This window comes from Pseudomonas sp. P65(2024), assembly GCF_057480955.1.
In genome coordinates, this window is record NZ_JBLIYX010000002.1 from 147,505 (window position 1) to 171,657 (window position 24,153).

Genomic DNA, 24,153 nt, shown 5'->3' on the forward strand with positions numbered 1-24,153 from the left:
ATATGTAGCCGTAAGCGAGGAAGTACCCGCATGACGATCCGCCCGCAACCGCTGATGCGCACCCTGGCCGCCGCAGTTCTGAGCCTGGTGATCGGCGCTCCGGCCGCCCTGGCAGACGAACCGGTCACGTTGACGATGTACAACGGCCAGCACAAGGAAATCGGCGACGCCATCGCCAAGGCCTACGAGGCCAAGACCGGCATCCATATCAATATCCGCAAGGGCAGCAGCAACCAGCTGGCCAGCCAGATCATCGAGGAAGGCGCACGCTCGCCGGCCGACATCATCTACACCGAGGAATCCCCGCCCCTGAACAACTTGGGCGAGCTGGGCCTGCTGGCGAAGATCGACGACGCCACCGCGAACATGATGCCCAGGGAATACGTAGGCGCCAACGGCACCTGGATGGGCATCACCGCCCGCACCCGCATCGTGGTGTTCAACCCGAAGAAGATCGATGAGAAAGACCTGCCGACCACGGTCATGGACTTTGCCAACCCCGAGTGGGAAGGGCGCGTCGGCTACGTCCCCACCAGCGGCGCCTTCCAGGAACAGGCCGTGGCCATCCTGAAGATGCATGGCCGCGAGGCCACCGAAGAATGGCTGACCGGCCTGAAAGCCTTCGGCAAGACCTACACCAACAACATGGTGGCCCTCAAGGCCGTGGAAAAAGGCGAAGTCGCCGCGGTTCTGGTGAACAACTACTACTGGTATGCGCTTGAGCGCGAGCGCGGCAAGCTGGATTCCAAGCTGTACTACCTGGCTGATGGCGATGCCGGCAACCTGGTCACCATTTCCGGCGCCGCGGTAGTCAAGGCCAGCAAGCACCCCAAGGAAGCCCAGGCCCTGCTCAACTGGATGGCCAGCGAAGAAGGCCAGCGGGTGATCACCCAGACCACCGCCGAGTACCCGCTGCACAAGGGCATGGTCTCGGACCGTGGCCTGAAACCGTTCGAGGATCTGCGCCCGCCGAAGATCTCGCCGGCGGACCTTGGCAATGCCGAGGAAGCCATCGAACTCGAACGTGAGGTTGGCCTGCTCTGATGACCGCCGCCCTGCCCTCGCCCGCCTTGTCGCGCTTCGTACCGAAGCGCAAGCGACCCTCCGTCTGGGTGGTGTTGCCCGTGTTGTTCCTGGTGGCGATGAGCCTGCTGCCGTTGCTGTACGTCGGACTCAAGGCCTGGGAAGCCGGCTGGCACGAAGCCCTGCGCCTGCTCTGGCGCCCGTTTGTCTGGGGCCTGCTGCGCAACACTTTGCTGCTGATGGTCGGCGTCACCGTGCTTTGCCTGCTGGTTGGCGTGGCCCTGGCCTGGCTGCTGGAGCGTAGCGACCTGCCGGGGCGGCGCCTGTGGGGCGTGGTGCTGTGCCTGCCGTTCGCCGTGCCGTCGTTCGTCAGCAGCTTCACCTGGGTGTCACTGAGTTCTGACTTCGAGGGCCTGGGCGGGGCCATTCTGGTGATGGCACTGTCGAAATACCCGTTGGTGTTCCTGCCGGTGGCCGCCACCCTGCGCAACCTCGACACCTCGCTGGAGGAGTCGGCGCGCACCCTGGGCTGCGGGCGCTGGGGCGTGTTCCACAGGATCACCCTGCCGCTGCTGTGGCCCTCGATGCTCGGTGGCGCGCTGCTGATCGCCTTGCATATGCTGGTGGAGTTCGGCGCCCTGTCGATCCTCGGCCTGCAGACCTTCACCACGGCGATCTACCAGCAGTTCGAGCTGGAGTTCAGCAACGCCAACGCGGCCATGCTCTCGGCGGTGCTGCTGGTGCTGTGCCTGGCGATGCTCTGGCTGGAGCTGCGGGTGCGCGGCAAGGCCCGCCATGTGCGCATCGGCCAGGGCGTGGCGCGCCGCGCGCAACCGCTGCGCCTGCGTGCCTGGATGCCGCTGGGGCAGCTGTTCTGCCTGGCCCTGGCGGTATTGGGCAGCGGCATTCCGCTGGCCATGCTTGGCTACTGGCTGAGCGTCGGTTCGTCCGCGGCGTTCCCGGTTGCGGCCATCGGCAAGGCCCTGGCCACTTCGCTGTCGGTCTCCCTGGGCGGCGCCGGCTTCTGCGTGCTGCTGGCCCTGCCGATCAGTTTCCTGGTGGTGCGCTACAAAGGGCGCCTGGCGATCTGGGCCGAGCGCCTGCCATACCTGCTGCACGCCCTGCCCGGGCTGGTGATCGCCCTGACCCTGGTGTTCTTCGCCCTGCACTATGTGCCGGTGCTGTACCAGACAACGGCGCTGCTGATCCTGGCCTATGCCCTGCTGTTCCTGCCACTGGCGCAGTCGCCGGTGCGCACGGCGCTGAACAAGGCCTCACCGACGCTCGAAGAGGCCGCACGCACCCTGGGTGCGAGCAGTTTCGCGGCGTTCTGCCGGGTCACCCTGCCGATCATCTTCCCGGCGATGGCGGCGGCGTTCGCCCTGGTGTTCCTGGATGCGATGAAGGAACTGACCGCAACCCTGCTGCTCAGCCCGACCGGCATGACCACCCTGGCCACCGAGGTGTGGGCGCACACCGCCAACGTCGAGTTCGCGGCGGCGGCGCCTTATGCGGCGTTGCTGATCGTGGTGTCGGGATTGCCGGTGTACCTGCTGACGACGCGGATGTATCTGAACAAGGCGTGACACCCACTGGGGCCGCTTTGCGGCCCAATCGCGACACAAGGCCGCTCCCACAGGCACTGCACCGAGCGCCGAACCTGTGGGAGCGGCCTTGTGTCGCGATGCGAGGGCTCAGCCCTCGCCCGAGTCAGGCCCGGAACTGCCCCAGGCTGGCGCGCAACTGCGCCGCCAGGTCATCCAGTACCTTGCTGCTGGCCGTGGTCTGCATCACCACCTCGGCCGAGCGCTCGGCCTGGGCATGAATGTTCTCCACCCGACCGCGCACGGCCTGGGCGCCATTGGCCTGCTGCTCCGCCGCGCGGGTGGCCAGGCCGATCGCCGCATGCACCTGCTCCACCGCCGCCTGCACCGACTGCTGGCGACGCTCGTTATCACGCAACACCAGCAGACCCTCGCTGGCCTGGCGTCCGGCCTGGCTGATGGTCGCCACCGCCTCCTTGGCCCCCTGCTGCAGGGCGGCAATATGCGACTGGATATCACCGGTCGAGCTCTGGGTCTTGCTCGCCAGCGCCCGCACCTCGTCGGCCACCACGGCGAAGCCGCGCCCGGTTTCCCCGGCCCGCGCCGCCTCGATGGCGGCGTTCAGCGCCAGCAAGTTGGTCTGCTCGGCGATGCCATGAATCACCGTCAGCACCACCTCGATCTGCTCGCTCTGCTTGGCAAGCCGCTCGATCACCTGGGAGCCGGTCTGCACCTCGCCGGCCAGGTTCTCGATCAACCGTGCCAGCTGGGTGGAGGCGCGGCTGTTCTCGTCGGTGGCCTGACGAATGTCCACCACCTGCTGCAACGCCGCCTGCATCGCATGGCTCTCTGCCTGGGCCTCGTCGGCCATGCTCGACAGGTCGCGCAGGCTGGCCGCCACCTCATCACGCTGTAGCGCGGCGGCGGCATCGGCCCCCGCGTTGCGCTGGGCCATGCTGTCGATCTCGACACCGGTGCGCTGCGCCACCTCGCCGGCCTCGCGGACGATGGGTTGGAGCTTGTCGACGAAGCGGTTGACCGCCGAGGCCATGTCGCCGATCTCGTCACGGCTGTCGAGCTTGACTCGCTTGGTCAGGTCGCCCTCTCCCGCGGCCAGGTCGTTCAGCGCGGCGATCAGCAGGCCGAGCTTGCTAAGCACCCGACGCCCAAGCACCACGGCCACCACCAACAGCACGCCCAGGCCCACCAGCACCAGGCCCAGGCCGATGCGCCAGCGCAGCTCGGCGGCGGCATCGCGCACGGTCTGCGCGGTGTTGGCCTGCATCGCCGTGGCGCTGTTCTGCGCCGTTTCCAACCGCGCGCGCAGGGCCTTGCCGCTGTCGGCAGCGGCGGCCACCAGGCTGTCGCCGACCAGTTGTTCGCCGCTGGCGATCAGGGCGGCGAAGCGCTGGTCGAGGGCCTTGAGCTCCTGCTCGACGCCCACGGTGGAGACCCCCATCAGCACCTTGCCGATCTCGGCACCGTTGGGGTTGATCGAGGCCTCGACGTAGTACACCGACGGATCCTTGCGCGCGGCGTCCAGTACCTTGTCCAGCGCACGCTCACCCTGCCCCTTGTCCATCAACGCCTGGTTGATCGGGTTCTGTCGGTTGAGGTAGCGGGTCAGGTGCTGGCCCTGGGCGTCGTCATAGATCACGAACAGCACATTGGGGTTGCGCTGGGCACGACGGGCAAAGTCCGACAGCGTCGGCACATCGTTGTCCCAGATCGCCCGCGGCGCGACCGAGGCCAGCAGCTCGGCCATGTCATTGGCCGAGTCCTTGAGATTCTTCTCCAGGGTGGCGCGCAGCTGCTGCTGTTCGCCCTGCAGACGCTCGGAGAGGCCGGCGCTGAGGCGCTGGCGGGTACTGGCCGACAGGCTGTCGAGCCCGGCGCGGACATCCTGTCCGGCCTGCTCCAGTTCGGCGGCCAGCTTCTGGCTGTCGTTACCCAGGCGCGCGCCCAAATCGGCCTCCAGGGCGGTGACCGTGCTCCGTGTCAGTGCAACGGCGACCAGCACCTGCACCAGAAGAGCGATACCAAGCGCAACAAACACAGGCCGCAAGAGGCGGCTTCGTAACAGTGAAAGGATGGCAGACACGTTGTAACCCTCGTGTTTCTGGCGCCATTACTTTGATGGCATCTACAGAAACTTCTTACAGCAAGGGTTGTGCCTGAGGCAGCAGGTATAAACGCCAATGAGTAGAAGGGGGTAAGGCATTTGTGCAAAGCCACCCTTGCTCGCAAATGAAAACGCCGCGCTCCCTTGCGAGAGCGCGGCATTCAAGCAGCTACCGAAGTGGCCGATCAGGCGAACGGATGACGCAGCACGATGGTCTCGTTGCGGTCCGGGCCAGTCGAGATGATGTCGATCGGCGCGCCGACCAGTTCCTCGATGCGCTTGATGTAGTTGCGCGCGGCTTGCGGCAGCTCTTCCAGGGTTTTCACGCCCAAGGTCGACTCGCTCCAGCCCGGCATCTCTTCGTACACCGGCTCCAGGCCGATGTAACTGTCGGCATCGGACGGCGCGTCGATAACGGCACCGTTCTCGTTCTTGTAGCCAACGCAGATGTTGATGGTTTCCAGGCCGTCCAGCACGTCCAGCTTGGTCAGGCAGATGCCCGAGATGCTGTTGACGTCGATGGCACGACGCAGGATGACGGCATCGAACCAGCCGCAACGACGGGCACGGCCGGTGGTCGAGCCGAACTCGTGGCCACGCTTGGCCAGGGTGGCACCGGTCTCATCGAACAGTTCGGTCGGGAACGGACCGGAACCGACGCGAGTGGTGTAGGCCTTGGTGATGCCCAGGATGTAGTCCAGGTACATCGGGCCAACGCCGGAACCGGTGGAGATGCCGCCGGCAGTGGTGTTGGAGCTGGTGACGTACGGGTAGGTACCGTGGTCGATGTCCAGCAGCGAGCCCTGGGCGCCTTCGAACATGATGTCCTTGCCGGCGCGGCGCAGGTTGTGCAGTTCGGCGGTGACGTCGAGCATCATCGGCTTGAGCTGCTCGGCGTAGGCCATGCACTCGTCCAGGGTCTGCTGGAAGTCGATGGCCGGTTCTTTGTAGTAGTTCACCAGCTGGAAGTTGTGGTAGTCCAGCAGCTCACCGAGCTTGGCGGCGAAACGCTCGCGGTGGAACAGGTCGCCCACGCGCAGGCCGCGACGGGCCACCTTGTCTTCGTAGGCTGGGCCAATGCCGCGACCGGTGGTGCCGATCTTGGCTTCGCCACGGGCCTTCTCACGGGCCTGGTCGAGGGCCACGTGGTAGGACAGGATCAGCGGGGCGGCCGGGCTGATGCGCAGGCGCTCGCGCACTGGCACGCCCTTCTCTTCCAGCTTGGTGATTTCACGCATCAGGGCGTCGGGAGCAACGACCACGCCGTTGCCGATCAGGCACTGCACGCCTTCACGCAGGATGCCCGAGGGAATCAGGTGCAGAACGGTCTTCTCACCGTTGATCACCAGGGTGTGGCCCGCGTTGTGGCCACCTTGGTAGCGCACTACGGCGGCAGCATGTTCGGTCAGCAGATCGACGATCTTGCCTTTGCCCTCATCACCCCACTGGGTGCCCAGGACGACGACATTCTTACCCATAACACTTGTCCTCATTCACGCAACTTGGTTGCCGGCCCACTGCCGGCGAAGAATCTCAATGGGTGAGCGGCAGAACCTGCCAGCGCCCGTCTTGCTGAATCAATTGCCGATCACAATCCGCTTCGAAGGCAGCACTCAACGGCTGGCCAGGCAGGGCCTGGACCACACGCTGGCCTTCGTTGCGCAACTGGCAGACTTGCTGCCAGAGGGCCGCATCGCTGCTGTCGGGCATCCAGATGCCACCAGCAGGCAATACGACCTCCGCTCGCCCCAGTGTGACCAGGGTCTTCAAATCCGTGGAGAATCCGGTGGCCGGGCGCGCCCGGCCGAAATCGGCGCCGATGTCGTCGTAGCGACCGCCCTGAGCGATCGACTGACCTTCGCCCGGCACGAACACCGCGAACACCACGCCGGTGTGATAGTGGTAGCCGCGCAGCTCGCCAAGGTCGAAGTACAGCGGCAAATCCGGGTAACGTGCCGCCAGGCGATCAGCGATCGCCAGCAGGTCGTCCAGCGCCGCCAGCACGCTGGCCGGGGCACGACCCAGGCGCACGCGGGCTTCGGCCAGCACTTCACGGCCGCCGCACAGCTCGACCAGGGCACGCAGCATGTTGCCCAGGTCCTTCGGCAGGTCGGCGGTGAGCGCCTGCACTTCGTCGACCGCCTTGCGCTGCAGGGCGTCGAACAGCTGCTGCTCCACATCACCGGACAGGTTGGCGGCACGGGCCAGGCCGCGGTAGATACCGACATGGCCAAGGTCCATGTGCACATCCGGCACATCGGTCAGCTGCAGCGTGGCGAGCATCAGGCTGATGACCTCGACATCGCTGGTAGGGCTGGCATCGCCGTACAGCTCGGCGCCCAGCTGGATCGGGCTGCGCGAGGTGGACAGGGCACGCGGTTGCGCGTGCAGCACGCTGCCGGCGTAGCACAGGCGGCTCGGGCCCTCACGGCGCAGGGTGTGGGCGTCGATGCGCGCCACCTGCGGGGTGAAATCGGCACGGAAGCCCATCAGGCGGCCGGACTGCGGGTCGACGACCTTGAAGGTGCGCTGGTCCAGGTCCTGGCCGGCGCCGGTGAGCAGCGACTCCAGGTACTCGATATGCGGCGTGACGACCAGTTCGTAACCCCAACTCTGGAACAGGTCCAACACCTGACGCCGCGCGATCTCGATGCGCGCCGCCTCAGGTGGCAGTACTTCCTCGATGCCATCTGGCAGCAGCCAGCGGTCTACCGTTGCCATTACGCCATTTCCCCTCTGGTCCGGGCGGCCTGCCCGCAGGCGAGCCGTGAGTGAAGCAGGCATTGGCGCACAATAGCGGGCAGCACTGATCCCAGCGCAACCACCGTACCCAATACCCTCGAATTGCCTTGCGTCCTGACCAAACCGTCAACAAGCCATGGGCCGATCAACCTTGCAGACGCAAAAAAGCCGGGAATTTCCCGGCTGCCGCATCATACACCCCTTTTCATTCAGGATGCACCCCGCCTGGCATTTTAGCTGCCAGACGGGGTGCCCCGTCATGAGAGCAACCTCAGGGCTTGCTCTTGTCCAGGTAGCGGAAGAACTCGTTCTTCGGATCCAGGACCATTACGTCGCTCTTGCTGGAGAAGCTCTCGCGGTAGGCCTGCAGGCTACGGTAGAACGCGTAGAAATCGGCGTCCTGGGTGTAGGCCTTGGCATAGATGGCAGCCGCCTGGGCGTCACCATCACCACGGGTCTCTTCAGCTTCACGATACGCCTCGGCCAGCAGCACGCGGCGCTGACGGTCGGCGTCGGCACGAATACCTTCGGCCAGCTCGTTACCCTTGGCGCGGTGCTCGCGGGCCTCACGCTCACGCTCGGTGCTCATGCGGTCGAACACGCTGCGGTTGACTTCCTTCGGCAGGTCGATGGCCTTGACGCGAACGTCGACCACTTCGATACCCAGTTCCTTGCTGGCCATGCGGTTCAGCGAGGCGGTGATGTCGGCCATCAGCGCATCACGTTCACCGGACACCACTTCGTGCAGGGTGCGTTTACCGAACTGGTCACGCAGGCCGCTTTCCAGACGCCGCGACAGGCGCTCGTCGGCGATCTGCTTCATGCCCGAGGTCGCGGTGTAGAAGCGCTCGGCATCCTTGACCCGCCACTTGGCGTAGGCATCGACCATCACCGCTTTCTTCTCCAGCGTCAGGAAACGCTGGGTCGGGGCGTCGAGGGTCATCAGGCGGGCGTCGAACTTGCGCACCTGGTTCACGTACGGCACCTTCACGTGCAGGCCGGGCTGGACATCAGCCTTGACCACGCGGCCGAACTGCAGCAATACCGCGCGCTCGGTCTGCGAGACGATGTAGAAGCAGTTCCAGGCGGCGATCGCCACGACCACGGCACCAATCAGGGCGAACAGCGATTTATTGCTCATCAGCGGCTCTCCCTGGAACGCAGCGGCGGTTGTTGTTGCAGGTCCTGCGCGGCGCGCGCGGCGGCGTCGTTGACCGACGGCGAAACGCTGCTGACCGGCGCCGACGCGCTGTTGCGGCTGCCTTCGACCATCTTGTCCAGTGGCAGGTAGAGCAGGTTGCTCTGCCCGTCCTTGGTGGCCACCATGACCTTGCTGGAGTTGCTGTACACCTCCTGCATGGTATCGATGTACAGACGCTGGCGAGTGACCTCCGGCGCCTTGCGGTACTCGACGACCATCTTGCTGAAGCGGTCGGCCTCACCCTTGGCGCGGGCAATGACTTCATCGCGGTAGCCATTGGCGTCCTCGATGATACGCTGCGCCTGGCCACGTGCCTCGGGCACCACGCCATTGGCGTAGGACTCGGCCTGGTTGCGCGCACGCTGCTCGTCTTCCCGGGCGCGGATCACGTCGTCGAAGGCTTCCTGCACTTCACGCGGGGCTGCCGCGCTCTGCACGTTGACCTGGGTGACGGTGATACCGGTGCGGTAGGTGTCGAGGAAACGCTGCAGACGCTCGCGGATATCCACGGCCATCTGCTCGCGGCCTTCGGTCAGCACCTGGTCCATCGAGGTGGAACCCACCACGTGGCGCAGGGCGCTGTCGGTGGCATGCTGCAGGCTGACTTCCGGCTGGTCGACGTTGAGCACGAAGTCCTGCAGGTTGCTGATGCGGTACTGCACGGTCAGCGGCACCTCGACGATGTTCTCGTCTTCGGTGAGCATCTGGCCCTGCTTGGTGTAGGCCCGCTCGCGAGTCACGTTTTCCATGTACTTGCGGTCGATCGGCGGGAAGTAGATGTTCAGGCCGGGACCGACGGTCTCGTAGTACTTGCCGAAGCGCAGCACCACGGCCTGCTCCTGCTCGTCCACCACGTATACGGCGCTGTACAGCCAGATGGCAGCCAGCACCGCCAGGCCAATGCCCAGCAGCCCATAGCCGCCACCCTTGCCGATATTGCGGTCGCCACTGCCACCGCGTTTCTTGCCACTGCCGAACATGCCGTTCAGGCTGTCCTGCAGCTTGCGGAAGGCCTCGTCGAGATCCGGTGGACCTTTCTTGTCGCCACCACCGCCACCGCCGTTACGGCGACCGCCCCAGGGATCCTGATTGTTCGAGTTGCCACCCGGCTCGTTCCAAGCCATAGCGCTCTCCATCTGATAAAGCAAAGACGCGCCCACGGCGCGCCGTCCAATGCTACAGAATGCCTGTCACCGCTGCCCGCCGACCTCGACGGGCATTTATTGCAAAGTGTGTTGCTCGACAAACACTTGCGGCTCCATGCCTTCGCGGCTGACCAGGCGATTCAACTCGACCCTGGGCAGTCGCACGCTCAGCAGGCTGCGCCCTTCTTCATCATGCTCTTCACTCTGCACGGCACCCAGGGCAAAGAATTGCGCGCGCAGGCGGGCAAACCGTTGCTCCAGGCACAGGGTTCCGACGTACAGATCGTCCCCCAGCAGCTCGGCAATCGCCTGGCCAACCAGCTCCAGGCCGCGTCCATCACGTGCCGATACCCAGACCCGCTGCGGCTTGCCATCGGCATCGCGTTGAATCTGCGGCTCGACATCTTCAAGCAGGTCGAGTTTGTTATAGACCTCGAGGATCGGCAAGCTCTCGGCCCCGATCTCGCCCAGCACCGCCAGCACCTGTTCGATCTGCTCCATGCGCTCGGGCTCATGGGCGTCGATCACGTGCAGCAGCAGGTCGGAGTTGCTCGACTCTTCGAGCGTAGCCCGAAATGCCTCGACCAGCTTGTGCGGCAGGTGGCGGATAAAGCCCACGGTGTCGGCCAGCACGATCGGCCCCAGGTCGGCCAGTTCGAGCCGGCGCAAGGTCGGGTCGAGGGTGGCGAACAACTGGTCCGCGGCATACACCTCGGATTGCGTCAGGGCGTTGAACAAGGTCGACTTGCCGGCGTTGGTGTAGCCCACCAGCGACACCGACGGGATGTCCGCGCGCTTGCGCCCGCGACGGGCCTGCTCGCGCTGACTGCGCACCTTCTCCAGGCGTGCCTTGATCTGACGCAGGCGCACCCGCAGCAGGCGGCGGTCGGTTTCCAGCTGGGTCTCGCCCGGGCCGCGCAGGCCGATACCGCCTTTCTGCCGCTCAAGGTGGGTCCAGCCGCGCACCAGCCGCGTGCTCATGTGCTCGAGCTGGGCCAGTTCGACCTGCAGCTTGCCTTCATGAGTGCGCGCCCGCTGGGCGAAGATGTCGAGAATCAGCCCGGTGCGGTCCAGCACGCGACACTCGAAGACGCGCTCGAGGTTGCGTTCCTGGCTGGGCGTAAGGGTGTGATTGAAAATCACCAGGTCGGCTTCGGCTGATTGGACCAGGTCGCGCAATTCGTCGACCTTGCCGCTGCCGATCAGAAACTTGGCGGTGGGCTGATGCCGCGCCACTGTTACCAGCGAGACGATATCGGCGCCGGCCGACAGCGCCAGCTCCTGAAACTCCTGCGGGTCTTCGCGCGCCTCAGGGTTCTGACCTTCCAAGTGAACGAGCAGCGCTCGCTCACCACCACCGTGGCGCTCAAAGAACAATGCAGGCTCCTACTTTTTTCAAGCGTTGCCTTGCTCGCTGTCGCCGTGATCGGCATCGGACGGGCTTGGCAGGCGAACCGGACGGGCAGGTACGACAGTCGAAATGGCGTGCTTGTAGACCATCTGGCTGACAGTGTTCTTCAGCAGCACAACAAACTGGTCGAAGGATTCGATCTGGCCCTGCAGCTTGATCCCGTTGACCAGATAGATCGAAACCGGGACTTTTTCTTTTCTCAAGGTGTTCAAGTAAGGGTCTTGTAGCGAATGCCCTTTTGACATATGCCGCACTCCTGTAAGGATCAATAGTAGAAAATCAAGAAAATCGATAAATTATGACGCCCGTCCGCAAGGATAGACGGCATTTGGCAGGGACTCAGCTCAATATGGAGACGGTCCCCAGGTATTTCAAGGTGCGGGACAGATTGTCGCAGGCCAGGCTATCCAGCCAGTGCACGCCTTCCCAACCGCGCAACCAGGTGAACTGCCGCTTGGCCAGCTGGCGTGTGGCGATGATACCGCGTTCACGCATCTCATTCTCAGTCAGCTTGCCGTCGAGATGATCCCAGACCTGTCGATAGCCCACTGCCCGTATAGACGGCAGTTCCGCGTGCAAGTCACTTCTGGCTCGCAGCGTTCGGACCTCGTCGACGAAGCCCTGTTCCAGCATCTGTGAAAATCGTAACGCAATTCGCTGATGCAAAATGTGACGATCTGTAGGAGCAATCGCCAAACTCGCGACAGTATAGGGCAAATGCCCGCCCGCGCCTGCGTCTGCAGCGCTACTTTCCGCGAATTGACGTTGGCGGTGGGCGGTCATGGTCTTGCCGCTGACCCGATACACTTCGAGCGCACGGATCAACCGCTGCGGGTCATTCGGGTGGATGCGCCCCGCCGATTCGGGATCCACCTCGGCCAGTTGCCGGTGCAGCTCGCCCAGGCCCAGCGTGGCGGCCTGGGCCTCGAGTTCGGCGCGCACCGCCGGGTCAGCCTCCGGCATGTCGGCCAGGCCCTCGATCAGTGCCTTGTAATAGAGCATGGTGCCGCCGACCAGCAGCGGGATCTTGCCGCGCGCGGTGATCTCGGCCATGGCCTCGAGGGCATCGGTGCAGAACCGCTTGGCCGAGTAGCTTTCGGCGGGATCGAGGATGTCGATCAAGCGGTGCGGGTGGGCGGCCAGCACCTCCTTGGAGGGCTTCGCGGTGCCGATGTCCATGCCGCGATAGACCAGCGCCGAATCGACGCTGATCAGCTCGCAGGGCAGCACCTTGGTCAGCTCGATGGCAAGATCGGTCTTGCCGGCTGCAGTCGGTCCCATGAGGAAGATCGCCGGGGGTTTCGCACTCATCTCATCGGCCCCGCAGGAACAGCTTGTCCAGGTCGTCCAGGCCCATCTGGGTCCAGGTCGGCCGGCCATGGTTGCACTGGCCGCTGCGCTCAGTGTTTTCCATGTCGCGCAGCAGCGCGTTCATCTCCGGGATGGCCAGGCGTCGGTTGGCGCGCACCGCGCCGTGGCAGGCCATGGTTCCGAGCAGTTCGTTCAGGTGCGCCTGGATCCGGTCGCTGGTGCCGTACTCCATAAGGTCGGCAAGCACATCCTGCACCAGACGGTTGGCCTCGGCCTGCTTGAGCAACGCCGGGATCTGGCGGATCGCCAGGGTTTCCGGGCCCAGGCGCTGCAGCTCGAAGCCCAGACGCTGGAACCACTGAGCGTGTTCCTCGGCACAATCGGCCTCGCGCTGGCTCAGCGCCAGCGACTCGGGCACCAGCAGCGGTTGGCCGCTCAGGCCTTCGCTGGCCATGGCCACCTTCAGACGCTCGTACATGATCCGCTCATGGGCGGCGTGCATGTCCACCAGCACCAGGCCGACAGCGTTTTCGGCGAGGATATAGATACCCTTGAGCTGTGCCAGGGCGTAGCCCAACGGCGGAATGTCGCCCTGGCTTTCCGGCAGCGCGCTCGACGTGGCGGCGGTGTTGTCCAGCGGCGCGTAGAACTCGCGGTAGACCGCCTGGGCCTCGCCGACGTGGACCGGCTGCGCGGGGCGCGGGGTGTACTGATACTGATAGCCAGCGCCAGAACCGCCGGAGGAGAAGGCAGGGCGCGCCTCGCCCTGGGGCTGCTCGAGCACCGGCGAGGCCAGGCGCATCTCGCCCTGCGGGCCGAACTCGCCGGCCTGCAGACCACTCGGGCGGAGCATCTCGCTGGTCGCGGCAGGCGCGGCGAGCTGGTCTTCCGGGCGCACGTCGGCCAGGGCGCGGTGCAAGGTGCCATAAAGGAAGTCGTGGACCATGCGCCCTTCGCGGAAGCGCACTTCGTGCTTGGTCGGGTGCACGTTGACGTCCACTCCGGTCGGGTCGCACTCGAGGAACAGCACGAAGGTCGGGTGGCGGCCATTGAACAGCACGTCGCGATAGGCCTGGCGCACCGCGTGGGCGACCAGCTTGTCGCGCACGGCGCGGCCATTGACGAAGAAGTACTGCAGGTCGGCCTGGCTGCGCGAGAAGGTCGGCAAGCCGACCCAGCCCCACAGGCGCAGGCCATTGCGCTCGACATCGATCGGCAGCGCCTGCTCGAGGAAGCCCGGGCCGCAGATGGCGCCCACGCGCCGCGCCCGGGCCATCTCGTCGGCGGCTTCGTGCAGGCTGAAGATGGTCTTGCCGTTATGGCGCAGGTGGAAGCCGACGTCGAAGCGCGCCAGTGCCAGGCGCCGGATCACTTCCTGCAGGTGATCGAACTCGGTCTTCTCGGCCTTGAGGAACTTGCGCCGGGCCGGGGTATTGAAGAATAGGTCGCGCACTTCGACCGAGGTGCCGACCGGATGCGCGGCGGGCTGCACCCGAGGCGTCATCTCGCGCCCTTCGGTTTCCACCTGCCAGGCTTCGCTGGCGTCGACGGTGCGCGAGGTCAGGGTCAGGCGTGCCACCGAACTGATCGAGGCCAGGGCTTCTCCGCGAAAGCCGAGGCTGAGTACGCCTTCGAGGTCCTCCAGTTCGCGGATCTTGCTGGTGGCGTGACGCGCCAGGGCCAGCGGCAGGTCATCCGGGGCGATGCCGCTGCCGTTGTCGCGCACCCGCAGCAGCTTCACGCCACCCTGCTCGACCTCGACCTCGATGCGCCGGGCACCGGAGTCGAGGCTGTTTTCCAGCAGTTCCTTGGCCACCGACGCGGGGCGCTCGACCACCTCGCCGGCGGCGATCTGGTTGGCCAGCCGCGGGCTGAGCAGCTGTATGCGCGAGCCGCCACTCATTGCTGGGACGCCAGGGCGGTGGTGGGGATGTCCAGGTGCTGGCCGACCTTCAGCTCGTCGGTTTTCAGGCTGTTGCTGCTGCGCAGGCTGGCAACGCTGACCTGGTAGCGCACCGCGATCATCGCCAGTGTCTCGCCGGGGCGCACGGTGTGCTCACGCGGCCCCTGGGCGATCTTGCCGCTGTCGCGCAGCCAGGCGATGTAGGTGCCCGGTGGCGGGTTCTGCTGGAAGAACTGGCGCACGCCGGTGTGGATCGAGCGCGCCAGCGCCTGCTGGTGGCTGCGGGTCGCCAGCTTGGCGGCCTCGTTGGCGTTGGAGATGAACCCGGTCTCGACCAGGATCGACGGAATGTCCGGCGATTTCAGCACCATGAACCCGGCCTGCTCCACACGCTGCTTGTGCAGCGGCGTGACCCGTCCCATGTTGCCCAGCACCTTCTGCCCAACGTTGAGGCTGGAGCTGAGGGTGGCGGTCATCGACAGGTCGAGCAGCACGCCGGCCAGCATGCGGTCCTTGTCGTCGAGGCTGACGTTGCCGGCACCGCCGATCAGGTCGGAACGGTTTTCCGTGTCGGCCAGCCAACGGGCGGTCTCGGAGGTGGCGCCACGGTCGGACAGGGCGAACACCGAGGCGCCAAACGCGGCCTTCGACGGCGCGGCGTCGGCGTGAATCGAAACGAACAGGTCGGCGCCCTTCTTGCGGGCGATCTCGGTGCGCTTGCGCAACGGGATGAAGTAGTCGCCGGTACGGGTCAGCTCGGCGCGGTAGCCCTTCTCGGCGTTGATCTGACGCTGCAGCTCCTTGGCGATATCCAGCACGATGTCTTTCTCGTGTTGGCCGCGCGAGCCGGACGCGCCAGGGTCTTCGCCACCGTGACCGGCGTCGATGGCGACCACGATGTCACGCTTGCCGCTCGGAGCTGGCGGCAGCTTGATCGCCGGTTGCGCCGGGGTGACCGGCACCGCTGGCGTCGTGGCCGGGGGCTGCGGCGTCGGTGGCGGGGTCGGGTTGCTGGCGGCGATGGCATCGGCCTCCTGATCGTACAGGTCGACCACCAGGCGGTTGCCGTACTGGGCGTTTGGCGCCAGGGTGAAGCTCTTGGGGGAGACGGCCTTTTTCAGGTCGACCACCACCCGCAGGTCGGTGGGCGTGCGCTGGGCCGAGCGCACGCTGGTGATCGGCGTATTCGAGGTGGAGACATTCAGCGGCGCACCCAGGGTGGCGCCGTTGATGTCGATCACCAGGCGATCGGGTGCGGTCAGGGTGAAGACGCTGTGCTGCACAGGCCCGGACAGGTCGAAGACCAGCCGCGTGTTGTCTGGAGCGCGCCACAGGCGCATGCTCTTGACTTGAGTGACGGCCAGCGCGTCAACGGTCACCGCGGTCAGCAGCAGCCCAACGACGGCGACCAGTGCGCGTATGCGCATACCTTTCCCCACTTACTGTTTGAATTCTTTGGCCAGAACGGCACACCAGGCTTCGCCGCGTGCCCCCTGCGGCGACAGGTTCAGCGAACGTCCGCCCGCTTGCGGGCTTATGGTAATGGTCAGGTCGGGCTTTGGCAAAACGCCCGCGCCTTTGTCGGGCCATTCGAACAGGCACAGCGCATCGCCCTCGAAATAGTCACGAATGCCCATGAACTCCAGTTCCTCCGGATCGACCAGGCGATAGAGGTCGAAATGGAAGGCGCGGATGTCGCCGATTTCGTAGGGTTCGACCACGGTGAATGTCGGACTTTTCACCGGACCTTCATGACCCAGGCCACGGATCAGTCCACGGGACAGCGTGGTCTTGCCGGCGCCCAGGTCGCCTTCGAGAAAGATCACACCATGACCTTTGGTCACTTCGGCCAGCTTGGCGCCAAAGGCGACGGTGGCTGGCTCGTCGGCCAGAAACAGGGTTAAACCTGACACGCTGAATGCTCCTCCAATAACGCTCTAATGACCGGGACCAGATCGCTGGCCGCCAGCCCTCTACCTTTGACACCTAGGCGCTCGCCCGCGCAGGCATGCAACCATACCCCCAGGCACGCGGCCTGCCAGGCGTCCAGCCCCTGGGCCAACAACGCCGCCAACACGCCGGTAAGCACGTCGCCCAGCCCGGCACCGGCCATGGCCGGATGCCCTCGCCCGCACTGCGCCAACTGCCCCGCCGGATCGGCCACCAGCGTGCCCGCGCCCTTGAGCACGCAGACGCTGGCGTAACGCCGCGCCAGCTTGCGCGCGGCGCCCGGCCGGTCGGCCTGCACCGCCTCGGTGGAGATGCCCAGCAGCCGCGCAGCCTCGCCCGGGTGCGGGGTGAGGATGCTGCCGCTGGGCAACGCCAGTGGCGCAGCGGCCAGCAGGTTGAGAGCATCGGCGTCCCATACCTGCGGCAGATGCGCATGGGTCACCGCCGACAGCAGGCTGCGGCCCCAGGCCGCCTGGCCCAGCCCGGGGCCGACCACCAGCACCGTGGCCCGTGCGAGCGGGCCGAGCAACTGGTTGGCCGAGCTCACGCCCAGCCACATCACCTCCGGCAGGCGTGCCAGCCCGGCGGCGACGTGCTCGGCACGGGTCGCCACGCTGACCAGGCCGGCGCCGCAACGCAGCGCCGCCTCGCTGCTGAGCAAGACCGCGCCGCCGGTGCCCAGGTCACCGCCGATCACCAGCACATGGCCGAAATCGCCCTTGTGGGCATCGGCGGCACGGGGTGCCAGCCCGGCCAAGGTCAGGCTGCTCAGCAACAATGGGGGGTGTTTGGTCTGAGGCATGGGGTCAAAGGCTCCGATGTCTGGCAGAATTATACGCACCTGTGCCTGTAATGCCTTATCCATCCATGCCCGCCACGACTCCAGACATCGCCACACTGGCCCAATCGATCAAGGATTGGGGCCGCGAACTCGGTTTTGCCCATGTCGGCATCGCCGGCGTCGATCTTGGCGAGCACGAACAGCACCTGCAGCGCTGGCTGGCCGCTGGCTACAACGGCGAGATGGAGTACATGGGCGACCATGGCCACAAGCGCTCGCGCCCGGCCGAGCTGATCCCCGGCACGCTACGGGTGGTTTCGCTGCGCATGGACTACCTGCCCGGCGACACGCAGATGGCCAAGCGCCTGGCGGAGCCGGAAAAGGCCTATATCTCGCGCTACGCCTTGGGCCGCGATTATCACAAGCTGGTGCGCAAGCGCGTGCAGCACTTCGCCGACCGCATCCAGGCGGCCATCGGTCCCTTTGGCTACCGCGCCTTCGTCGACAGCGCCCCGGTGCTGGAAAAGGCCCTGGCGCAGGAAGCCGGCCTGGGCTGGATCGGCAAGAACACCCTGCTGCTGAACCGCAAGGCTGGCAGCTATTTCTTCCTGGCCGAGCTGTTCGTCGACCTCCCGCTGCCGATCGACGGCGTGCAGGGCAGCGATCATTGCGGGCGCTGCCAGGCGTGCCTGGACATCTGCCCGACCCAGGCATTCGTCGGGGCCTACCAGCTTGATGCCCGACGCTGCATCTCCTATCTGACCATCGAATTACGCGGTGCCATTCCACTGGAACTGCGCCCACTGATCGGTAACCGGGTGTTCGGCTGCGACGATTGCCAGATCGTCTGCCCTTGGAACCGTTTCGCCAAGACCACGACCGAAGACGACTTCATGCCCCGCCGGGGGCTGGACAATATCGAGCTGGCCGAGCTGTTCCTGTGGGATGAAAAGCGTTTTCTCGGTTGCACCGAGGGCTCGCCCTTGCGGCGGGCGGGGTATGAGCGGTTTTTGCGTAACCTAGCGGTGGGACTGGGGAATGCGCCATCGACCATTCCCGTGCTGGAGGCGCTCAACGCGCGGCGGGATGATCCTTCGGAGCTGGTACGCGAGCACGTGGAGTGGGCGCTGGCTCGCCACGACGCCCTTTGACGCCTGCCGGCCTTGGCGATCAGAAGATTAACCCCTGCAGCCCACTAGCGACAGCTGCACCAGTCCAGGCGCCGCCCGTAACTTCGCGACTTCAGGAGGCCGAACGGAGGTCTTGCGGAGGGAGGTGACGGGCATGGATGCCCGTCAAGCGCTGCGCCCCAGGATGGGGCGTACAGCGCGGTCCTCCCGGGAGCAAGGCCGGAGTGAGGGAACCCGGAGCGAAGCGGAGGGCCGGATGAATGGAGCGAGGATTTTTTGGTTCCTTTTTGATCCTTCAAAAAGGAACTCGCCGTAAGGGCGAAAAGGTGACTATGCGTCGACATCGCAAACGAATGCACTTACAACCATTAAAACCAGCGCCGACCGACTTTGACTTTGACTTTTAGAGCATGTGTTTTGAAAGCTATATGCGCATTCATTCGCGATGGTGACGCGAAGTCACCTTTCCGCCCTTACGGCGGGTAACTTTTTGAAGGATCAAAAAGTCACCAAAAAATCCTCGCTCCATTCATCCGGCCCCTACGCTTCGCTCCGGGGTTCCATCGCTCCGTTCTTGCTCCCGGGAGGACCGCGCTGAACGCCCCATCCTGGGGCGCAGCGCTTGACGGGCATCCATGCCCGTCACCTCCCTCCGCAAGAACTCCGCTCGGCCTCCTGAAGTCGCAATTGGCGTTGCCTGAACTATCGCGCGCTTAGAAGCAAGATCAAGATCAAGATCAAGATCAACAGACATGAACCAACTATTGGACCACTGGCAGTGTAGCTAAGTTATAGGCTCTCGGCGGCTAGCCGTCTCCCACAGGGATAACTGAACCCCTCAAAGCGCAGCGCTAGTTTACTGTTGATCGTTGTAATGAAACTTCGGCATCTCCCAATGAAACCGAATCGCCAACAACCGCACCAGAAAACCACCAAACAATGTCAGCAACATGGCCTGCTCCGCCGGTACCTTGAAGTAAACGCACCCCAGGTAGAACCAAGCCGCCGCGAACGACACACTGGCATAGAGCTCACGCCGAAACACCAGCGGAATATCGTTGCAGAAGATATCCCGCAGGATGCCGCCAAACACCCCGGTAATCACCCCGCTGATCGAAGCAACCAGGAACCCCTGCCCCATCTCCAGCGCGGTCATGCAGCCGATCAGGGTAAACGCCACCAACCCCAGCGCGTCGAGCACCAGGAACAGCGACCGCAGGTGACGCATCAAGGGCGCGATGAAAATCGTCAGCAGCGCCGCGAAGCTGGTCAGCACCAGGTACTCCGGGTGCTTCACCCAGGTCAGCGGGTAGTGCCCAAGCAGCACGTCACGCACCGAGCCACCACCGAGCGCGGTGACGCAGGCGATCAGCACCACGCCGAACCAGTCCATGCCGCGGCGGCCGGCGGACAGGGCGCCGGTCATGGCTTCGGCGGTGATCGCGATGAGGTAGAGCATCAGCAACATGGTGCAGGTCCGTGCGGGAAAGGCGCGCAGTCTACCCAGTCGCGCGGGGCACCAAAAGGGGGCGCGCCGACGATCGTCGGCGCACGACAAGGTCAGACCTTGATGAAGTGCTCGCGATAGTGGCGCAGCTCGCCAATCGACTCGCGAATATCGTCCAGCGCCAGGTGGGTGCTGCCCTTCTTGAAGCTGTCACGCACTTCCGGCGCCCAGCGCGCGGCCAGCTCCTTGAGCGTGGACACATCGAGGTTGCGATAGTGGAAGTAGTTTTCCAACTCGCGCATGTGGCGATACAGGAAACGACGGTCCTGGCAGATACTGTTGCCACAGATCGGCGACTTGCCCTTCGGCACCCACTGTTCGAGGAAAGCGATGGTCTGCGCCTCGGCCTCGGCCATGCTCACCTTGCTCTCCCGCACGCGCTGGGTCAGGCCCGAGGCGCCGTGGGTGCGGGTGTTCCACTCGTCCATGCGCGCCAACACCTCATCACTGTGGTGAATGGCGATCACCGGGCCTTCAGCCAGGGTGTTCAGCTCGCTGTCGGTGACGATGGTGGCCATCTCGATGATGACGTCGTTGTCCGGATCCAGGCCGGTCATCTCCAGATCAATCCAGATCAGATTCTGTGGGTTCTGCATGAAAAGGCTCCTCGAATAGCCCGTCATATTAGCCTAGCGGGGCGGCTCGTGGGCGTGCCGTGCTAAACTGCCCGCCGTTTTCTTTCTGCCCCGCCGACACGGAACCCTCATGGCCAAACGCCAGCTCAATCGCCGCCAGAACTGGCGCATCGAAAAGATCCAGGGCGAGCGCGCCGCCCGCGCCGCCAAACGCGAGCAGCACGTGCTGCAGGAACTGGAGGGTGGCGATCTAGGGCCGGAACAACTGGGCCTGGTGATCGCCCACTTCGGTGTGCAGGTCGAGGTCGAGGCCCAGGACGGCGAGGCCGCCGGCCAGGTCTTCCGTTGCCACCTGCGGGCCAATCTGCCGGCGCTGGTCACCGGCGACCGTGTGGTCTGGCGCGCGGGCAACCAGGGCATCGGCGTGATCGTCGCGCAGATGCCGCGCAGCACCGAGCTGTGCCGGCCAAACAATCATGGCCAGCTCAAGCCGGTGGCAGCCAACGTCGACCTGATCGTCATTGTCTTCGCCCCTGCGCCCGAACCGCACCCCAACCTGATCGACCGGTACCTGGTCGCCGCCGAGCATGCCGGCATCCACCCACTGCTACTGCTGAACAAGGCCGACCTGATCAACGACGAGAACGCCCCGACTCTCAATGCCATGCTCGAGGTCTACCGCGGCCTGGGCTACCCGCTGCTGGAAGTCTCGGCGCACCAGGGCGATGGCATGCAGCGCTTGCAGCAGACGCTCGATGGTCATATCAGCGTGTTCGTCGGACAGTCGGGCGTGGGCAAGTCCTCGCTGGTCAACAGCCTGCTGCCTGATGCAGGCACCCGTGTCGGCGACCTATCGGAATGGTCCGGCCAGGGCACTCACACCACTACCACCGCGCGCCTCTACCACTTCCCCAATGGCGGTGACCTGATCGACTCGCCGGGCATCCGCGAATTCGGCCTGGGCCATGTCAGCCGTGATGATGTCGAGGATGGATTCATCGAATTCCGCGAACTGATCGGCAACTGCCGCTTCCGCGACTGCAAGCATGACCGCGAGCCTGGCTGTGCGCTGCTCAAGGCCCTGGAAGACGGCAGCGTCACGCAACAGCGAATGAACAGCTACCGCTCGATCATCGCCAGTTTGCCGGAAGACACCTATTGAAGTGACGGCAAGCACGCCAGCATCGTAGGAAATTTTACCGGAGCAGGTAGGACCGCTCCGGTTTCGCGGTCTCCTATTGTCCCTCCCACGGTTTTCCCTGATGGTCATGACTTTGTCGTCGGCATTGATCAGGGAGGGCAGCACAGATGCCGGTATTCATCAGTTACCACCAGAACGAACGGCTCGATGCCTTCATCTTGAACGAGCGCCTGCTACTAGAAGGCATTCCCACCCAACTCGTCCCCTTCGACAGTGAAGGACAGACCCACGACGACCTGCATGGCAGCTTTTGCCAACACATGGCCGATGCCACTCACTGGATCGGAGTGCTCTGCGAGGCCTATACCGAAGACTTGTGGACGGCCTGGTTACTGGGCGCAGCGGCCATGGCGGATCGGCGGGTGACTTTCTACCACCCTGACTCGACTGAACTGCCGCAGAGCCTGCGCAAGTGGCCAGTAATGCGGGAACGAGCGCATATAGACCTGTTCGTGCGCGCCTATCATGACGAGCAGACCTTTGGCCGGGCCATGGCTTCACCGGCCGGGGACGGCGTAGTGTCGGACAGGGACAATGCAGATTTCTTCCATGCCGATCTCAAGGCCAAGATCAGGCGGGGGTTCTGAATGCATCGGGGCCGCAAAGCGGCCCCTGTCAATTACTGGTCTTTGGCCTCATCCATCTTCAACACGCCATCCTCGAAGATGTTCAGCTTCTGGCGCAGCTCGCGCGGCTGCATCGGCGTATCGCCCGGTGTCGCGTCCGCACCTGGCGCAGCGCCCGCAGGCGGTGCTTCAGCGGCAGGTGGCGCTGCGTCCGGCTTGCCCTGCTCACCTTCGATATCGCGTTGCGCCTTCTTGGTCAGGACGATGATGTCGATACGGCGGTTGACCGGGTTAAACGGGTTGGCACGATCGAACAGCGACGACGATGCATAACCGACCACACGGGCCACCTGCTCGTCCGGATAGCCACCGGCGACCAATGCACGACGCGCCGCGTTGGCGCGGTTGGCCGAAAGCTCCCAGTTACCGAAATCGCCGGTACCGGAATACGGCTTGGCATCGGTATGGCCACTGATGCTGATCTTGTTCGGGACCGCCTTGATGGTGTCGGCCATGGCCAACAGAATATCTTCGAAATAGGGCTGCAGTCGTGCACTCCCCAGGTCAAACATTGGCCGGTTCTCGGCATCCATGATCTGGATGCGCAGACCGTCCTGGGTGATCTCGAACAGGATCTGGTCCTTGAACTTCTGCAGTTGCGGGTTTTCCTCGACCTTGTTCTGCAACTCCTGCAGCAAGAGCTCGAGGCGCTCGCGCTCGACCTGCTCGGCCATGGTCTCGACCTTGTCCTTGTCCAGCTGCAGGCTGGTGTCGGGCGTCGGTTCGGACTTCACTTCCGGGTTGATGGTCTTTTCCGGCGCCAGTTGCGGCGAACCGCCCAGGTCGATGATGTAGGGCGTGCCGCTCTCGGAGAAGCCGATCGGATCCTTGAAGTAGCCGGCGATGGCGATCTTCTGCTCGGGCGTGGCCGTCGACAGCAGCCAGAGCACCAGGAAGAACGCCATCATCGCCGTGGCGAAGTCGGCGAAGGCGATTTTCCAGGCGCCGCCGTGATGGCCGTCGCCAAAGCGCTTGACGCGCTTGACGATGATGGGCTGATTGTTCTCCATGGCTTAGCGACCGCGTACCGCTTGTTCCAGCTCGGCGAAGCTCGGGCGGTGCGCCGGGTACAGCACCTTGCGACCGAACTCGACCGCCAGCGACGGCGGCATGCCGGAGGCCGAGGCCACCAGCGAGGCCTTGATCGCCTCGTAGACGTTCAGTTCCTCTTTCGCATCGTGGCGCAGGGCGTTGGCCAGCGGGCCGAAGAAGCCGTAGGCAGCGAGAATACCGAAGAAGGTACCGACCAGTGCCGCGCCCACGTGCAGGCCGATGGACTTCTGGTCGCCATCGCCCAACGAGGCCATGGTCACCACGATACCCAGTACCGCCGCGACGATACCGAAGCCGGGCATGCCGTCGGCGATGCCGGTCACCGCGTGGGACGGGTGCTCCAGCTCTTCCTTCATGCTCAGCAGCTCCATGTCGAACAGGCCTTCGAGCTCATGGGGCGCCATGTTGCCTGTGGACATGATCCGCAGGTAGTCGCAGATGAACGCGGTCATGCGCTCATCGCCCAGCACGGCCGGGTACTTGGCAAAGATCGGGCTGGCCGCGGCGTCCTCGATGTCCCCCTCGATGGCCATCATGCCTTCACGACGGCTCTTGTTGAGGATCTCGTACACCAGGCCCAGCACTTCGAGGTAGAAGGTGTGGGTGAAGCGGGTGCCGAACATCTTCAGCGACTTCTTGATTACATGCATGGTCATGTAACCAGGGTTGGCCTGGAGGAACGCACCAAAGGCCGCGCCGCCGATGATCAGCACTTCGAACGGCTGGATCAGTGCCGCGATCTTGCCGTGGGAAAGCACGTAGCCGCCGAGCACGCTCGCGAATACGACGATGATGCCGATAATTTTAGCCATAAGTTGGAAGCACTTGCTGTCGTGGTCAGGGTAGGGAACGGAAGCTTGAAAACTCTTCTTCTACTTATCGGCAGAACTGCGCCAGACTATAGCCACTCATTGCGAAAAGCCAGTTC

Annotated in this window: 21 protein-coding genes and 1 pseudogene; 5 read left to right on the top strand and 17 right to left on the bottom strand. The window is 64.6% G+C overall.

Annotated elements, in window-relative coordinates:
• Window positions 1-30: 30 nt before the first annotated feature.
• A complete protein-coding gene (locus AC25MA_RS03435) occupies window positions 31-1,044 on the top strand; it encodes an extracellular solute-binding protein (RefSeq protein WP_028688253.1) in 1,014 nt (337 codons plus the stop codon).
• Window positions 1,044-2,609, top strand: coding sequence for an ABC transporter permease (locus tag AC25MA_RS03440; RefSeq protein ID WP_028688254.1), 1,566 nt, complete (start codon window positions 1,044-1,046; stop codon window positions 2,607-2,609). Before AC25MA_RS03435 ends, AC25MA_RS03440 begins: the two co-directional genes overlap by 1 nt.
• 124 nt (window positions 2,610-2,733) lie before the next feature.
• Here AC25MA_RS03440 and AC25MA_RS03445 read toward each other — a convergent pair whose 3' ends face one another.
• The 13 genes and pseudogenes from AC25MA_RS03445 to AC25MA_RS03505 form a co-directional block, all read right to left on the bottom strand.
• Window positions 2,734-3,618 carry a methyl-accepting chemotaxis protein gene (locus AC25MA_RS03445; RefSeq protein WP_373875683.1) on the bottom strand — a complete coding sequence of 295 codons (885 nt, stop codon included), beginning with the start codon at window positions 3,616-3,618 and terminating at the stop codon, window positions 2,734-2,736.
• Between the two features lie 21 nt (window positions 3,619-3,639).
• Window positions 3,640-4,332, bottom strand: a pseudogene (locus AC25MA_RS03450) (methyl-accepting chemotaxis protein); the annotation flags it as partial.
• Between the two features lie 542 nt (window positions 4,333-4,874).
• A complete protein-coding gene (locus AC25MA_RS03455) occupies window positions 4,875-6,167 on the bottom strand; it encodes an adenylosuccinate synthase (RefSeq protein WP_028688256.1) in 1,293 nt (430 codons plus the stop codon).
• Window positions 6,168-6,222: 55 nt separating this feature from the next.
• Window positions 6,223-7,410 (bottom strand): ATP phosphoribosyltransferase regulatory subunit, encoded by a 1,188-nt coding sequence (locus AC25MA_RS03460; RefSeq protein ID WP_062360852.1) that lies wholly within the window; start codon window positions 7,408-7,410, stop codon window positions 6,223-6,225.
• A gap of 292 nt (window positions 7,411-7,702) precedes the next feature.
• The gene (gene hflC / locus AC25MA_RS03465) at window positions 7,703-8,572 is read right to left on the bottom strand and encodes a protease modulator HflC (protein WP_028688258.1); all 870 of its coding nucleotides are present in this window, start codon (window positions 8,570-8,572) and stop codon (window positions 7,703-7,705) included.
• Entirely contained in the window at window positions 8,572-9,756 is a 1,185-nt protein-coding gene (hflK, locus tag AC25MA_RS03470) for an FtsH protease activity modulator HflK (RefSeq protein ID WP_486971787.1), read from the bottom strand. Before hflK ends, hflC begins: the two co-directional genes overlap by 1 nt.
• A gap of 96 nt (window positions 9,757-9,852) precedes the next feature.
• On the bottom strand, window positions 9,853-11,154 hold the full coding sequence (gene hflX, locus AC25MA_RS03475) for a ribosome rescue GTPase HflX (protein WP_028688260.1): 1,302 nt from the start codon (window positions 11,152-11,154) through the stop codon (window positions 9,853-9,855).
• A gap of 18 nt (window positions 11,155-11,172) precedes the next feature.
• On the bottom strand, window positions 11,173-11,433 hold the full coding sequence (gene hfq / locus AC25MA_RS03480; RefSeq protein WP_028688261.1) for an RNA chaperone Hfq: 261 nt from the start codon (window positions 11,431-11,433) through the stop codon (window positions 11,173-11,175).
• 94 nt (window positions 11,434-11,527) lie between these two features.
• Window positions 11,528-12,499, bottom strand: a complete 972-nt coding sequence (miaA, locus tag AC25MA_RS03485; protein WP_486971788.1) for a tRNA (adenosine(37)-N6)-dimethylallyltransferase MiaA — start codon at window positions 12,497-12,499, stop codon at window positions 11,528-11,530.
• A gap of 1 nt (window position 12,500) precedes the next feature.
• Window positions 12,501-14,402: a DNA mismatch repair endonuclease MutL gene (gene mutL, locus AC25MA_RS03490; RefSeq protein WP_182321822.1), complete on the bottom strand. Its 1,902-nt coding sequence runs from the start codon at window positions 14,400-14,402 to the stop codon at window positions 12,501-12,503.
• Complete coding sequence (locus tag AC25MA_RS03495; protein ID WP_028688264.1) at window positions 14,399-15,829, bottom strand: N-acetylmuramoyl-L-alanine amidase; 1,431 nt, start codon at window positions 15,827-15,829, stop codon at window positions 14,399-14,401. Before AC25MA_RS03495 ends, mutL begins: the two co-directional genes overlap by 4 nt.
• A 12-nt stretch (window positions 15,830-15,841) precedes the next feature.
• Window positions 15,842-16,294 (bottom strand): tRNA (adenosine(37)-N6)-threonylcarbamoyltransferase complex ATPase subunit type 1 TsaE, encoded by a 453-nt coding sequence (gene tsaE, locus AC25MA_RS03500; RefSeq protein WP_371349750.1) that lies wholly within the window; start codon window positions 16,292-16,294, stop codon window positions 15,842-15,844.
• An 8-nt stretch (window positions 16,295-16,302) separates the two neighbouring features.
• Window positions 16,303-17,154 carry an NAD(P)H-hydrate dehydratase gene (locus AC25MA_RS03505; RefSeq protein ID WP_279153212.1) on the bottom strand — a complete coding sequence of 284 codons (852 nt, stop codon included), beginning with the start codon at window positions 17,152-17,154 and terminating at the stop codon, window positions 16,303-16,305.
• A gap of 65 nt (window positions 17,155-17,219) precedes the next feature.
• On the opposite strand from AC25MA_RS03505, the gene queG reads away from it, so the two are divergent.
• Window positions 17,220-18,284 carry a tRNA epoxyqueuosine(34) reductase QueG gene (gene queG, locus AC25MA_RS03510; protein ID WP_241411188.1) on the top strand — a complete coding sequence of 355 codons (1,065 nt, stop codon included), beginning with the start codon at window positions 17,220-17,222 and terminating at the stop codon, window positions 18,282-18,284.
• An 835-nt stretch (window positions 18,285-19,119) separates the two neighbouring features.
• On the opposite strand, the gene AC25MA_RS03515 is transcribed toward queG, so the two are convergent.
• Entirely contained in the window at window positions 19,120-19,731 is a 612-nt protein-coding gene (locus AC25MA_RS03515) for a trimeric intracellular cation channel family protein (protein WP_023630647.1), read from the bottom strand.
• Window positions 19,732-19,823: 92 nt separating this feature from the next.
• Entirely contained in the window at window positions 19,824-20,366 is a 543-nt protein-coding gene (gene orn / locus AC25MA_RS03520; RefSeq protein WP_028688268.1) for an oligoribonuclease, read from the bottom strand.
• A 109-nt stretch (window positions 20,367-20,475) separates the two neighbouring features.
• On the opposite strand from orn, the gene rsgA reads away from it, so the two are divergent.
• Together rsgA and AC25MA_RS03530 are read left to right on the top strand one after the other, a co-directional pair.
• On the top strand, window positions 20,476-21,507 hold the full coding sequence (rsgA, locus tag AC25MA_RS03525) for a small ribosomal subunit biogenesis GTPase RsgA (protein WP_028688269.1): 1,032 nt from the start codon (window positions 20,476-20,478) through the stop codon (window positions 21,505-21,507).
• A 146-nt stretch (window positions 21,508-21,653) separates the two neighbouring features.
• Window positions 21,654-22,133, top strand: coding sequence for a molecular chaperone Tir (locus AC25MA_RS03530; RefSeq protein ID WP_028688270.1), 480 nt, complete (start codon window positions 21,654-21,656; stop codon window positions 22,131-22,133).
• Window positions 22,134-22,165: 32 nt separating this feature from the next.
• On the opposite strand, the gene motB is transcribed toward AC25MA_RS03530, so the two are convergent.
• The gene (gene motB, locus AC25MA_RS03535; protein WP_197866732.1) at window positions 22,166-23,182 is read right to left on the bottom strand and encodes a flagellar motor protein MotB; all 1,017 of its coding nucleotides are present in this window, start codon (window positions 23,180-23,182) and stop codon (window positions 22,166-22,168) included.
• Window positions 23,183-23,185: 3 nt separating this feature from the next.
• Window positions 23,186-24,037 carry a flagellar motor stator protein MotA gene (gene motA, locus AC25MA_RS03540; RefSeq protein ID WP_023630652.1) on the bottom strand — a complete coding sequence of 284 codons (852 nt, stop codon included), beginning with the start codon at window positions 24,035-24,037 and terminating at the stop codon, window positions 23,186-23,188.
• Window positions 24,038-24,153 lie beyond the last annotated feature (116 nt).